The sequence below is a fragment of the Azospirillum aestuarii genome, from assembly GCF_016632405.1.
Lineage (GTDB): Bacteria > Pseudomonadota > Alphaproteobacteria > Azospirillales > Azospirillaceae > Azospirillum > Azospirillum aestuarii.
The window spans coordinates 21,158-33,390 of sequence record NZ_JAEPIV010000014.1 but is presented as its reverse complement, the minus strand read 5'-3'; the positions used below and the strand labels follow the sequence as shown (position 1 = coordinate 33,390).

Below are 12,233 nucleotides of genomic sequence, written 5' to 3'. Positions count from 1 at the left end.
CGCTGTTTCAGGCGCAAGCCCCAAGAAAAGAGATGACCGCACACCGCTATTGAGCCCAACCGAAGCCTTCGAAGAGATTCTCATATGGAAAGCCTTGATCTCTGGTCGCAGCTCACCGCCCTTGGGCAGGTGGTCGCCATCGACCTCGTGCTGGCCGGCGACAACGCCATCGTGGTCGGCATGGCCGCCGCCGCCGTTCCCATGGAGCAGCGCCGCAAGGTGATCGTCTGGGGCATCGGCGCGGCCATCATGCTGCGCATCTTCTTCGCCCTGATCACCACCCAGCTTCTCGCCATCATCGGGCTGACCCTGGCCGGCGGCGTTCTTCTGCTGTGGGTCTGCTGGAAGATGTTCCGCGAACTGCACTCCGGAGGGGCGGACGAAGTGACGCCCGACGAGGCGCTGGCCGGGACCGGCTCCGGGGACGCCGCGGTCGCTGCGGCGGTGGCGACGACCACCTTTGGCGCGGCGGTCTGGCAGATCGTGGTGGCGGACGTGTCGATGTCGCTCGACAACGTGCTGGCGGTGGCCGGTGCCGCCAAGGACCATCCGACGGTCCTGGTCATCGGCCTTCTGCTCTCCGTCGTCCTGATGGGTGCTGCGGCCAACATGATCGCGCATGTGCTGCACAAGCACCGCTGGATCGGCTGGATCGGCCTCGCCATCATCACCTACGTGGCGCTCGATATGATCTGGCGCGGCGGCAACGAGGTCCTGGCCCAGGCCCATCTGCTCTGACAATCGAAAAACCCCTGCCTTCCGGCGGGGTTTTTTCTTCAGGCGCCAGCACCCTCCAGCAGCGCCCGCAAATCCTCCTGGCGCTGGACCGTCCGCACCCCCAGCGTGCCGTCGCGGCCCCGGATCTCCACGTCCCGGCGCTCCAGATGCTCCAGACGCCGGAGCCCCGCCAGTTCGGCGGCCGCGTCGGAAAAGACCACGGTGGCGCCCAGCGTCTTGGTCATCTCCTCCAGCCGTGCCGCGACGTTGCCGGTGTCGCCGATGAACTGGAGCGATCCGTCCTCCGAACAGGCTACCGCCCCGACCACGGCGAGGCCGGAATGCACCCCGGCCCCGAAGGCCAGCGGCTGGTCCAGCTCCTCCGCGAGGTCGCGGCTCAGCACCTCGATGTCACGCCACAGATCGGCGGTGGCGCGCAGCGCGCTGGCCGCCGCCGCCGCGGGGTCCTCTTCGTTGGCGAACATGCCCATCACCCCGTCTCCGGCGATGGCGATGACGTAGCCGCCGTGCTTGCGGATCGCGTCGGTGACCACCTGGACGTAGCGGGTGACGATGAACAGGGCGTCGAAGGGCAACCGCTCAGCCGCCAGCGAGGTCGATCCCCGCAGATCCACGAACAGCGCGGTGATCGCCAGCTCCCGCCCGCTGTCCATGGGGGCGGAGACGGCGAAGTTGCGGCCGTTGTCCCGCGCCGACAGCAGCGGCGTCACCGACAGCGGCGCCACCGGGCGGAGCTGGCAGGCGAGGCGGACGGCGCGTGGCGCCTTCATCCGCTCCAGCACCGCCCGCTCGGTGGCGTTGGGCGGCGGCAGGGCGTCAGCCCCCTCGGTCACCCGGATGCGGCAGGTGGAGCAACGCCCCCTCCCGCCGCACAGCGCGGTGTGCGGGACGCCGTTGGCCCGGCTGGCCTCCAGCACCGAGGTCCCGCGCGGCACGGTGACCGAGCGCCCGCCCGGATAGGCGATGCGCACCGGGCTGGTCGCCCGCGCCCGCCAGTTGCGGTACTGCCGCAGCCCCAGCGTGCCGACCAGCAGCAGGACATAGGTGTTGAACACGCCGCCGCTGATCGCCGCCAGCGCGGCGCGGTTCTCCGCCTCCGGCGTGCCGGCAGGGGGCGGGCGGAACTGCTCCAGATAGGCGGGATCGGCGGCGGCCCGACGCTCCGCGTCCCAGCCGGCGTTGACGATCCCGGCCAGCGCCAGCAACGGCAGCAGCATGGCGAAGGCGCCGAGCAGCGAGGCGCGGCGCCGGTACCAGGGCTTCAGCATCAGCCAGCCCCGCACCCCGATGCAGCCGTGTATCCACACGATCACCAGCAGCAGGAGCTGGCGCCACAGCAGGGTTTCCGGCGCGGTGATCCAGTAGAGGACGATCGCCCGCGGGTAGGTCAACGGGTCGTTGTAGAGGTCGTCCGACAGCATCCCCGCCATGCCGTGGGAGATCAGCAGGAGCGGGATGCACAGCCCCAGCCCCAGTTGCCACGCCTCCCCGGCGGGCATGCGCAGGTGGCGGCGCCGGTACAGCGCCCACAGACCCAGCCCGGCGTGGGTGACGAAGGAGCCGGCGAGGAGCGCCTGTCCCGGCAGCGTGTCCCAGACCCACAGCAGGGTGCGCCGCGCCACCTCCATCCCCGGAAGCAGCAGCAGCCCGGCGGCGTGGGCGAGGAAATGGGTGATGACGAAGGTGAACAGCGTCAGGCCGGTGAACAGGCGCAACGGGCGTTCGATCCGGCGTTTCATGAACGGTTCCGGGTCATGAACGGGGCCGGGCGGCGGATGGGACGGGCGTCCATGTCGGTCGGCGGGCTCGGCTTGTTCGTGGCGTCCACCGGCATCCTATGAGATCATCCCGCGCCATGCCACAGCCCGACATCCATTCCCGTTCATGAGGCGCCGGACCGAAACGCTGGCCGGGGCGGCGCTGTTCCGCTCCCTGTCCCCCGACGCGCTGCGGGCGCTGGAGGACCGCTGCGTCTGGCGCCGGGTGGAGGCCGGGCAATGGATCATCGATTTCGAGGATGAGGGGACCGACGTCTTCGTCGTCGCCGCCGGTCTGGTCCGGGTGACGATCCGCGCGATCTCCGGGCGGACGGTGATCCTGCGCGACATCCCCGCCGGGGAATTCTTCGGGGAGCTGGCGGCCATCGACGGTAAGGCCCGCTCCGCCGGCATCGTCGCCGTGACCAACGCCACGGTCGCCTGCATGCCCGCTCCGCTGTTCCGCGACTGCGTCCACCGCCACCCTGACGTCTGCGACCAGGTGATGGTCCTGCTGGCCGGGGAGATCCGGAAGCTCGCCACGCGGGTGAACGAATTCAACACGCTCGACGTGCGCCACCGCATCTACGCCGAGCTGTTGCGGCTGGCCCGGCCGGACGGGCGGGGGGAGCACAGCGCCACCATCTCCCCGCCGCCGCCCCACGCCGACCTCGCCGCCCGTGTCAGCACCCGGCGCGAGGCGGTCTCGCGGGAGCTGAGCGCGCTGGAGCGCGACGGGCTGCTGGAGAAGCGGCGGGGGGCGCTGGTCCTGCTGGACACCCGCCGCCTGCGGGACCGGGTCCGGCAGGCGGCGGAGGAGGATTGACGGCGCGCCTTACGCCTTCACAGCCTCGGACTCGATGATGATCTGGATGTCGTCGCCGATGTTCGGCACGCCGTACTTCATGCCGAAGTCGGAGCGCTTGATCGTGCCGCGGGCGGAGAAGCCGACCGTGTCCATCTTGCTGGCCGGGCTGACGCCGTCCTTGTTGAAGGTCACGTCGAGGACCACCGGCTTGGTGACGCCCAGCAGGGTCAGGTCGCCGTGCAGTTTTCCGGTCTTGTCACCGGTCTTCTCGATCTTCGTGCTCTTGAAGGTCATCTTCGGGAACTCCTTCACGTTGAAGAAGTCCGGCGACTTCAGGTGCTCGTCGCGCTTGGCGTGGTTGGTGTCGACGCTGGCGGTGTCGATGGTCACCGACAGGCTGCTCTTGTCCGCGGCGTCCTTGTCGAAGGCCAGCTCGCCGGCCACCGTGTTGAAGCTGCCCACCGCCTTGGAGAAGCCGAGATGGTCGACGATGAAGACCACCGCGGTGTGGGCCGGGTCCAGCTTGTAGGCGACCGGGGCGGCCTGGACCGTCATCGGCAGGGCGACGAGGGCGGAGAGGGCGGCGGCGGCGAGAAGACGCTTCATGATTCGGAGTCCTTTGTCGGTTCGAAAGAGTGGGTTGGGGTTGGGTCAGTAGCCGGACACGTCGGAACCGGCGGACAGAAGGAAGGCGACGCCCACGGCGGCGGCGGCCGGCACCAGGGCGAGGACGGTCAGCGCCACGGTGCCCATGGCCCGTCCCGCGGCGGTGCGCGGCAGGGGCAGGCGGTCGCGCAGCCGGTCGGCGAAGAAGGCCGGCAGGACGAGCAGCAGGGCTTCGGCGCGAGCGGAGGAGAAGAAGGTCAGGGTGGCGGCCAGCAGCACCAGGATGCCCAGCGCCGCCTGACCGGCGTTGCCCCAGGCATGGCGCTCCACCGGCCAGTTCCACAGCAGCAGGCCGCCGGTGGCCGCGGCCAGCGCGAAGGCCAACTGGGCGACGGAGGCGGAGGCGCCGACCAGCGCCACCCCGCCCACCGCCACCGCGGCGGCCAGCAGGGCGACGCCGGGCGTGGCCACCCCCTCGCCCTCGGAGGCGGTGCGGGACAGGGCGATCCAGCCGCCGGCCAGCAGCAGGACGGCGGCGGTGATGGTGTCCAGGCCGCCCGGCAGCACCGGCAGGGCGATCCACAACAGCGACGCCGTCACCCAGGCGCCGAGCAGCCATGTGCCGCGGCGGCGGTCCAGCCCGGCGAGGTCGGCGCCGACGCCGATGACCAGACCGGCCACCGCGCTCCAGAACAGGCGGCCCATGCTGGAGGGCGGCGGCAGGGCCGGCAGGCCGACGATCAGCGCGTAGGCCGCCAGGAAGGCGGCGGCAACACCCGCCGCCGCCAACCGGGGGCCTCGTGTCCGCCCGCCCGCGACACGGACCACACCGACGGCGGCGACGCCGACCACCAGCGGAAACAGGGCGGTCTGCACCACAAGATCATCGAGCAGAGCCATCGTCGGAACACTCCAAGCCGCAGGAAACGGGACGCGGGGCGGAGCCTGCCGGGATGGAGCGGTCAGGCCAGCGCTTCGCGGCGCGGCTGGAGAGTGCCGTCACGGCCCGCCGACGCCTGTGCGAAAACGCACATCGCGAACAGGGGCCGACAAAGCGGGGATATCAGAAGCCGTGGAAACGGGTGAAGTCGGCGACCGGGGCGCGCTCGGTCTCCAGGCGGTTTTCCGGCGCGTTGGGGTCGGCGTGGCCCAGCGCCATGCCGCTCAGCAGGATGTCGGTGTCCGGGATGTCGAGATGGCGGCGGACGATGCGGTGATAGGTGATGAAGGCGGCCTGCGGGCAGGTGTCCAGCCCGAAGCCCCGCGCCGCCACCATCACATTCTCCATGAACATGCCGACGTCGAGCCAGCTTCCCTGCTCCATCCGCCGGTCCATCGTGAAGAACAGCCCGACCGGGGCGCCGAAGAAATCGTAGTTTCGGGCGTGCTGCCGCGCCATCGCCGCCCGGTCGTTCTTGGCGATGCCGAGCAGGCCGTAGAGGTCCCAGCCGATCTTCCGGCGCCGCGCCAGATAGGGCTCGAACCACTGGGTCGGGTAATAGGTGTATTCCGCCCCGGCCTGGGCGTCCGCCGGGTCGAAATGGGCGGCGCGCAGGTCGGCCGACAGCGCCTCGCGCGCCGCACCGGCCACCGCATGGACCTTCCAGGGCTGGATGTTCGACCCGCTGGGCGCCCGGCCGGCGGCTTCGAGGATCTCTTCCACCACGGCGCGCGGCACCGGCTCGGCGGTGAAGGCGCGGACGCTGCGGCGGCTGCGCACGGCCTCCAGGGCAGACAGGGGGCGGGAAAAGAATTCTTCGGACGCCATGGGCGCGCTCCGCTGCGGACGGTGTCTGATGAACCCTGTCCGGGGAACGGCGGCCCTCTCAGGCCCGAGAAGGACGGTCAGGCTGGCAGCAGGCGCTGCACCGCGTCAAGAAGCTGGTCCTCCTCGAACGGCTTTTCCAGGAAGGCGGTCACGCCGGCTTCCCGCGCGCGGGCGAAGGTCGCGGGATCGCCGCGCCCCGACACCATGATGACGGGCAGGCCATGCAGGTTCGCGCCGAAGCGCTCGATGAACTCCAGCCCGCTCATCACCGGCAGATGCAGGTCGAGAACGAGGCAGCCCGATGGCTTGCCGTTGTACTGATCCATGAAACTCTGACACGACGCATAGTCGCGCACTTCGAAGGCACAGGCTTCGAGCAGCGCCTTCATCGAGTCCCGCACCGGCTCGTCGTCGTCGACGATGTAGACGATGCTATCGCCCGGTTCGGCCAAGACTGCCTCCAGCATCGGAAATCACGCGGAATGACGCCCGTTGGCGGGCGGTACAGGGAAGATAGAAGCCGCCCGGCGGTGCCGGAATACGGAGTTCCCCTTATCGGGCGTGGTTTTGATGTGGATCAGTCGCCGCCGGCGTCGCTCACCGTCCGTATCACTCCCCTTTGGGGGTGATCCCGGCGGACAGAGCCATGCGGACGAGCGAGGGCAGGCTGTCGGCGCGCATCTTCTCCATCACGCGGGCGCGGTGGATCTCGACCGTGCGCGGGCTGATCGACAGCTCGAAGGCGATGACCTTGTTCGACTTGCCTTCGACCAGCCATTGCAGCACGTCGCGCTCCCGCGGCGTCAGGCTGGACAACCTTTCCAACACCTCGGGGGACGCGGCGGGAGCGGCCGGAACCGGAGCCGGGGCTTGGGCGGCCTGCGGTGCAGGCGTTGGAACGGCGCGGGCCAGGGCCGTCTTCACGCTGCCGATCAGGGCCTGCTCGTCGAAGGGCTTCTCGACGAAATCGACGGCGCCGGCCTTCATCGCCCGCACCGCCAGGGGCACGTCGGCGTGGCCGGTCATGACGATCACCGGCAGGCCGCGCCCCTCCTGCACCAGACGCTCCTGCACGTCGAGCCCGCTCATCTGCGGCATCCGCACATCGACCAGCAGGCAGCCGGGGCGCGACGGCGCGTCCGATTCCAGGAAGGCGAGGGGCGATGCGAAGCCCTCGACCCGGAAGCCCTCGCATTCCAGCAGGATCACGACGGAATCGCGCACCGCCTCGTCGTCGTCCAGGACGAAGACCGTCATGTCCGACGGGGATAACTCGGGCGGCAATGGGGACTCAGGGCGCATCATCCTCTCCGGCAACCGGCACGGTGAAGGCAAAGGTGGCCCCTCGGTCTCCCGGTTCCAACCACAGGCGGCCGCCATGGGCCTCGATGATCGACCGGCAGATCGACAGGCCGAGCCCCATCCCCTTCTCCTTGGTGGTGACGAAGGGCTGGAAAAGCTGGGCCAGGACGGCCTCGTTCAGGCCGGGGCCGGTGTCGCGGACGGTGACGCGCATCAGCGCCGCCGCTTCCGGGTCGGGGCCGGTGGCGACCGTCAATTCCCGAATCTCCGACTCGGCCATGGCCTCGATGGCGTTGCGGACGAGATTGAGGACGACCTGCTGGATCTGGATCTTGTCGATCAGCACGGGCCGCTCGTCGCCGCTCATCTCCAGACGGACATGGACGCTGCGTTCCTTGGCGCCGACCAGGGCGAGGGCGCTGGCCTCCTCCACCACCTTGCCGATGCTTTCCACCGTGTGCTCGGTCTGGCCCTTCTCGATGAAGTTGCGCAGGCGGCGGATGATCTGGCCGGCGCGGGCGGCCTGGGCGGTGGCCTTGTCCATCGTCTCCCGCGCCTTGTCCGCCCCGTCCGGACGGTCGAGCAGGCGCTTCACCGCCTTGGCGTAGTTGATGACGGCGGTCAGCGGCTGGTTCAGCTCGTGCGCCAGGGTGGAGGCCATCTGGCCCATGGCGCTGACCCGGCTGACGTGCAGAAGCTCCGCCTGAAGCTCCTGAAGGCGCTTCTCGGTCGCTTGCCGCTCGGTCAGGTCGCGGATGAAGCCGGTGAAACAGCGGTGTCCGGCCAACCGCACCTCGCCCACCGCCAACTCCATGGGGAAGACGGAGCCGTCGCGGCGCAGCCCGGAGACCACCCGCCCGATGCCGATGATCCGGCGCTCCCCCGTGGTCAGGTAATGGTCCATGTAGCGGTCGTGCTGCTCCCGGTAGGGGGAGGGCATCAACAGGCTGACATTGCGTCCCGTCACCTCGGCGGCGCTGTAGCCGAACAGCCGCTCCGCCGCCGGGCTGAAGGACTCGATCAGACCGCGCTCGCTGATGACGATGATCGCCTCGGGCACCGTCTCAAGGATGGAGGTGAGGCGGGCCTCGCGCTCGCGCAGGGCGGTTTCGGCCCGCTTGCGCTCGCTGATGTCGCGGATGATGCCGATGTAGACCCCGCCGCCGCCGGCCTCCCGGCAGGCCTCGCCGACCGACAGCTCCATCGGGAAGGTGGTGCCGTCGCGGCGCAGGCCGGTGACCTCCCGCCCGATGCCGATGATCCGGCGCTCCCCGGTCCGCTGGTAGCGCTCCAGGTAGCCGTCATGCTCCTCCCGGTAGGGCGGCGGCATCAGCATCTTGACGTTGTGGCCGATCACCTCGGCCGCCGTCCAGCCGAACAGCCGCTCGCAGGCCGGGTTGAAGGTCTGGATGCGCCCTCCGGCATCGATGATGACGATTCCGTCCGGCACCGTGTCCAGCATGGCCTGAAAGCGCAGCAAGAGGTCCGGATTTCCCGTCCCGATATCGTCCGCCATACCCGTCCCCAACGTCCCTTGTCCCTGAAGCGAACCTGCGTTCGCTTCAGGGACATCGCCTCATTCGCCGGCGGGCTCCAAAGCGGAATGCAATCCGCTTTAGAACCCTTCTTGGCTCAAGAGTAGTTGAGTTGATTTCTCGGTCAACCGGGATTGGGGGTTGCGGGCGGGAAGATGCTCCCCGCCCGCCTCGGCAAGGCGTTCAAGCCGCCTGCTGGCCCTCCAGGGTGACGGCGCGGTCGTGCTGCAGGCGGACCGACACCTCCTCGGCGAGGCGGAAGGCCAGCGCCACGAGGTTGACGGTCGGGTGGTCGCAACCCATGCTGGGGAAGACGGAGCTGCCGCCGATGTACAGGTTGTGCATCCCGTGCACCTTGCAGCGCGCGTCGACCACGCCCTGCTTCGGGTCGTCGTGCATGCGGGTGGTGCCCATATGGTGCCAGCACCAGGAGATGCGCTCCGCCCAGGCGCGTTCTGCGGCCTCCTGCGGGTCCGGCTCGGTCACCGTGATCAGGCCGTTGCGGGTCAGCTCCGTCCGCACCAGCTCGTTGGTGCGCAGGAAGTTGTCGCGGTCCTGCTCGGTCAGGCGCCAGACCGTGTCGGCCCGGTTGAGGCCCAGCGCGTCGCGTTCGGTCGCCAGGGTCACGCGGCTGTCCGGGTTGGGCACCGGCTCCACGATGGTTTCCAGCAGGAAGCTGCGCGTCACCCAGGCCGGATTCACCACATTGTCGAACAGCGCGTAGGCGAGATTCGGCAGATGCAGCGCGATCTGCGGCACCGCCTCGCGCAGGAGGGCGCGCAGGTCGCCCTCGGCGTGGCCGAACTTGCGGCGGTCGGACATCAGCATGCGCAGGTCGTGCAACGCCCGCACCCCGGCGGTCGCCTCGCCGTGATACTGCGCCACCAGATAGCTGCGCGAGTTCAAAAGCCCCAGCCGGCGTTGCGTCTCCACCGTCGGCGACAGGGAGGCGGAGACGGGGAGGTGCTTGGCGTTCAGCCGGCGGCGCGACAGGGTCAGCGTCATGTCGTAGAGGCGGCGATGCCGCGCCTGATCGGTCAGGCGGACGGAACCGGCCTTGATGCGCGGGTGGTCGGTGAAGTAGCGGCCGACCAGATCGTGGCCGTTGCCCAGCCCGGCACTCTGCACACGGTTGGAGAGCAGCAGCAGGCGCGCGTTCTCGATGCCGCCGCAGCACAGGACGAACTGCCGCGCGGTGACCGTGAAGCGGGCGCCGCTGAGGGCGGCGCAGCGCACCCGCTCCACCACCGTGGCGGTGTCGTTGGTCTCGAACTCGGTGACGTTGGCGTTCAGGTAGCAGGCGATGTTCGCGGCCTGGACGATCTCGTCGACGGAGGTCACGCCGACGCGCGGCTGGTCGCTGATCTGGGCGACGCGGTTCTCCAGGGCGCCGCCCTCCACCGGCAGGAACTCGATCCCGTCCGGCGCCAGGGTCTTTTCCCAATGGCCGTTGTCGTAGATGTGCGACGGCAGGTTCAGGTGGCTGTGGGCGCGTGCGTAGTAGGGGGCCAGCATCTCCGGCCCGAAGGGCCAGCCGCTGTTCGGCACCCAGGGCCGCGCCTCCATGTCGATCGGTTCGAAAGGCCGGCAGAAGCCACCCCAGCAATTGGTGCTGCCGCCGAAATAGCGGCTGCGCGCGGTGGACAGCCGCTCGTAGGGCAGGCCGAGATTCTCGCCGGCGTAGAGCGACTGGGTGTGGCCGTCGGGGTCGAGCCCGCCGCTTTCCAGAAGGACGATCTTCCAGCGCGAACCGGCCAGCGCACGGGCTATGGCAAGCCCGGCGGCGCCGGCGCCGACGATGCAGAGGTCCGCGTCAAGGTTGGTGCCCGAGGACACCGAGCGAGCATCGAGGATCATGCTGCGCCTGCTTTTCTTTAGGGTTGAACGCACGGGACTCAGATAAATCTCAAGTTCCCCATGCCGTTACTGAAATTGCGGGCTAGCCCGTCCAGCGGATTGACCCCCGCACCACCCCCGCAGCCAGCAACTGCGCGGGTTTTATCCATTTTTTCAAAGGACTGACCGCCCCATCCCCGCACCACTTTCGATGCTGAGTCCGAAGGGGTAGCCCGGCCTTCCCCCGGATTAAAAACTCGGCGGAGTGCCCCCCAACGCCTGGAGAAGCAAGACGGCGGCCAGCAGGCGGCTCTGCCGCACCGAGAGGGCGCTTTCCTCGTCCGACAGGGCGGCGGTCTGGGCGGTCAGGACGCTGCTGTAGGGCAGGGTGCCCGCCCGGTACTGGTTCAGGGTCAGCCGCTCCGCCTCGCGCGCCAGCCGTACCGCGTCGTCCTGCACGGCGGCCTGCTGCGCCAGGATGCGCTGGGCGGCGAGTTGGTCCTCCACCTCCCGGAAGGCGGTCAGCACGGTCTGGCGGTACTGCGCCACGCTCTGGTCGAAGACGGCGCGGCGCAGCTCCACCTCGGCCGTCCGCGTGCCGCCGTCGAACAGGGTCTGGGCGACCTGCGCCCCGACCGCCCAGAGCGCCGTCGGCGCCTGGAGGAGCTTTGGCAGGATCGTCGCACTGTTGGTGAGGGAACCGGACAGCACCACGTCCGGGTACCAGGCCGACTCCGCGATGCCGATCTGGGCGTTGGCCTGGGCCATCTGGCGTTCCGCCGCCGCGATGTCCGGCCGGCGCTCCAGCAGGGCGGAGGGCACGCCGGGCGGAATCGCCGGGACCGCGGCGGTCAACGGCGCCGGGGCCAGGGCGAAGGCGGCGGGCGCCTGCCCGACCAGAACCGCCATGGCGTGCTCGAACTGGGCGCGCTGCACCCCCAGCGCCACGAGCTGCGACTCGGTGGAGCGGACCTGTGTTTCGGCGGTGAAGACGTCGGCCAGCGTCGCGGTGCCCACGGCGTGGCGGTTGCGGGCGATCTCCAGCGACTGGCGGTAGGCGGCGATGGCCCGCTCCAGCAGCGCCTTGCGCTCGTCCGCCACGCGGAACTGGACGTAGGCGGTGGCCAGCTGCGCCTGCGCCGACAGGCGGGCGGCGGCGAGGTCGGCGGCGCTGGCCTGGAGGTTGGCGTCGTTGCTTTCCACCGAACGGCGGATGCGGCCCCAGAGGTCCGGCGCCCAGCTCGCCCCCAGCCCGGCGTCGTAGGTGGTCACCGGGGTTCCGCTGCGGCTGATGCCGGTGCCGGAGGTGCTGCGGTTGCCCGACCCGACGGTTCCCGCCCTGTCGGCGCCGCCGCTGACCGACAGGATGGGGAAGAAGGAGGAGCGGGCCTGATCCGACAGCGCCTTTGCCTGCCGGTAGGCGGCCTCCGCCGCCTTCAGGCTCTGGTTGTCGACCTCCACCCGGCGCATCAGCCCGTCCAGCACCGGATCGTCGAAGACGGTCCACCAGGGGCCGGCCTCCGCCTGTCCCGGCGTGGCCGGGCGCCAGCCGTCGTCGCGCGGGACAGGGGGCGGTGCGAAGGCCACGGGGGTGACGCCGCCTTCCTTGTAGGCAGATGGCACGGCGGCGGACGGCCGCTCGTAATCCGGCCCCACGGTGCAGGCCGACAGCAGCGTGAGGGCGCCGACTGCCGTGCCCAGGAGACGGGCGCGCCGCCCGAATGTCGTCGTCATGTCAGGTTCATCCGTCGGTCGATTCCTCTCTCCCCTCCGCTCACGCGCAAACACAGTTTGCGCTGACGCGACAGGCGGACCTTCGGTCCGCCGAAAGCGGGGAGAGGGTTAGGGTGAGGGGGTTGCGCTTGTGCCGGACGTGCCGCTAC

11 protein-coding genes are annotated in these 12,233 nt (G+C 69.9%); 2 read left to right on the top strand and 9 right to left on the bottom strand.

From position 1 onward, the window contains the following. Positions 1-84 precede the first annotated feature (84 nt). Positions 85-738, top strand: coding sequence for a TerC family protein (locus JJL56_RS21210; RefSeq protein ID WP_145624853.1), 654 nt, complete (start codon positions 85-87; stop codon positions 736-738). A 38-nt stretch (positions 739-776) separates the two neighbouring features. On the opposite strand, the gene JJL56_RS21205 is transcribed toward JJL56_RS21210, so the two are convergent. Next, a complete protein-coding gene (locus JJL56_RS21205) occupies positions 777-2,477 on the bottom strand; it encodes an adenylate/guanylate cyclase domain-containing protein (protein WP_200486175.1) in 1,701 nt (566 codons plus the stop codon). A gap of 145 nt (positions 2,478-2,622) precedes the next feature. On the opposite strand from JJL56_RS21205, the gene JJL56_RS21200 reads away from it, so the two are divergent. Continuing rightward, entirely contained in the window at positions 2,623-3,321 is a 699-nt protein-coding gene (locus tag JJL56_RS21200) for a Crp/Fnr family transcriptional regulator (protein ID WP_145624855.1), read from the top strand. A gap of 9 nt (positions 3,322-3,330) precedes the next feature. On the opposite strand, the gene JJL56_RS21195 is transcribed toward JJL56_RS21200, so the two are convergent. The 8 genes from JJL56_RS21195 to JJL56_RS21160 form a co-directional block, all read right to left on the bottom strand. Further along, the gene (locus JJL56_RS21195) at positions 3,331-3,909 is read right to left on the bottom strand and encodes a YceI family protein (RefSeq protein ID WP_145624856.1); all 579 of its coding nucleotides are present in this window, start codon (positions 3,907-3,909) and stop codon (positions 3,331-3,333) included. Positions 3,910-3,954: 45 nt separating this feature from the next. Further along, complete coding sequence (locus tag JJL56_RS21190; RefSeq protein WP_145624858.1) at positions 3,955-4,809, bottom strand: hypothetical protein; 855 nt, start codon at positions 4,807-4,809, stop codon at positions 3,955-3,957. A gap of 163 nt (positions 4,810-4,972) precedes the next feature. Further along, on the bottom strand, positions 4,973-5,677 hold the full coding sequence (locus JJL56_RS21185) for a nitroreductase (RefSeq protein WP_200486174.1): 705 nt from the start codon (positions 5,675-5,677) through the stop codon (positions 4,973-4,975). Between the two features lie 77 nt (positions 5,678-5,754). Beyond that, a complete protein-coding gene (locus JJL56_RS21180; protein ID WP_051141058.1) occupies positions 5,755-6,129 on the bottom strand; it encodes a response regulator transcription factor in 375 nt (124 codons plus the stop codon). A gap of 157 nt (positions 6,130-6,286) precedes the next feature. Next, entirely contained in the window at positions 6,287-6,934 is a 648-nt protein-coding gene (locus JJL56_RS21175) for a response regulator transcription factor (protein WP_247890597.1), read from the bottom strand. Between the two features lie 34 nt (positions 6,935-6,968). Beyond that, positions 6,969-8,459 (bottom strand): PAS domain-containing sensor histidine kinase, encoded by a 1,491-nt coding sequence (locus tag JJL56_RS21170; protein WP_200486173.1) that lies wholly within the window; start codon positions 8,457-8,459, stop codon positions 6,969-6,971. A 238-nt stretch (positions 8,460-8,697) separates the two neighbouring features. Beyond that, on the bottom strand, positions 8,698-10,371 hold the full coding sequence (locus tag JJL56_RS21165; protein WP_145624879.1) for a GMC family oxidoreductase: 1,674 nt from the start codon (positions 10,369-10,371) through the stop codon (positions 8,698-8,700). A gap of 228 nt (positions 10,372-10,599) precedes the next feature. After that, the gene (locus tag JJL56_RS21160) at positions 10,600-12,084 is read right to left on the bottom strand and encodes an efflux transporter outer membrane subunit (RefSeq protein WP_200486172.1); all 1,485 of its coding nucleotides are present in this window, start codon (positions 12,082-12,084) and stop codon (positions 10,600-10,602) included. Positions 12,085-12,233 lie beyond the last annotated feature (149 nt).

Excerpts from the sequence above, each read along its gene's own strand:
- JJL56_RS21210 (WP_145624853.1), top strand. The coding sequence starts at position 85 with ATGGAAAGCCTTGATCTCTGGTCGCAGCTCACCGCCCTTGGGCAGGTG.
- JJL56_RS21205 (WP_200486175.1), bottom strand. The coding sequence starts at position 2,477 with ATGAAACGCCGGATCGAACGCCCGTTGCGCCTGTTCACCGGCCTGACG.
- JJL56_RS21200 (WP_145624855.1), top strand. The coding sequence starts at position 2,623 with ATGAGGCGCCGGACCGAAACGCTGGCCGGGGCGGCGCTGTTCCGCTCC.
- JJL56_RS21195 (WP_145624856.1), bottom strand. The coding sequence starts at position 3,909 with ATGAAGCGTCTTCTCGCCGCCGCCGCCCTCTCCGCCCTCGTCGCCCTG.
- JJL56_RS21190 (WP_145624858.1), bottom strand. The coding sequence starts at position 4,809 with ATGGCTCTGCTCGATGATCTTGTGGTGCAGACCGCCCTGTTTCCGCTG.
- JJL56_RS21185 (WP_200486174.1), bottom strand. The coding sequence starts at position 5,677 with ATGGCGTCCGAAGAATTCTTTTCCCGCCCCCTGTCTGCCCTGGAGGCC.
- JJL56_RS21175 (WP_247890597.1), bottom strand. The coding sequence starts at position 6,934 with ATGACGGTCTTCGTCCTGGACGACGACGAGGCGGTGCGCGATTCCGTC.
- JJL56_RS21165 (WP_145624879.1), bottom strand. The coding sequence starts at position 10,371 with ATGATCCTCGATGCTCGCTCGGTGTCCTCGGGCACCAACCTTGACGCG.
- JJL56_RS21160 (WP_200486172.1), bottom strand. The coding sequence starts at position 12,084 with ATGACGACGACATTCGGGCGGCGCGCCCGTCTCCTGGGCACGGCAGTC.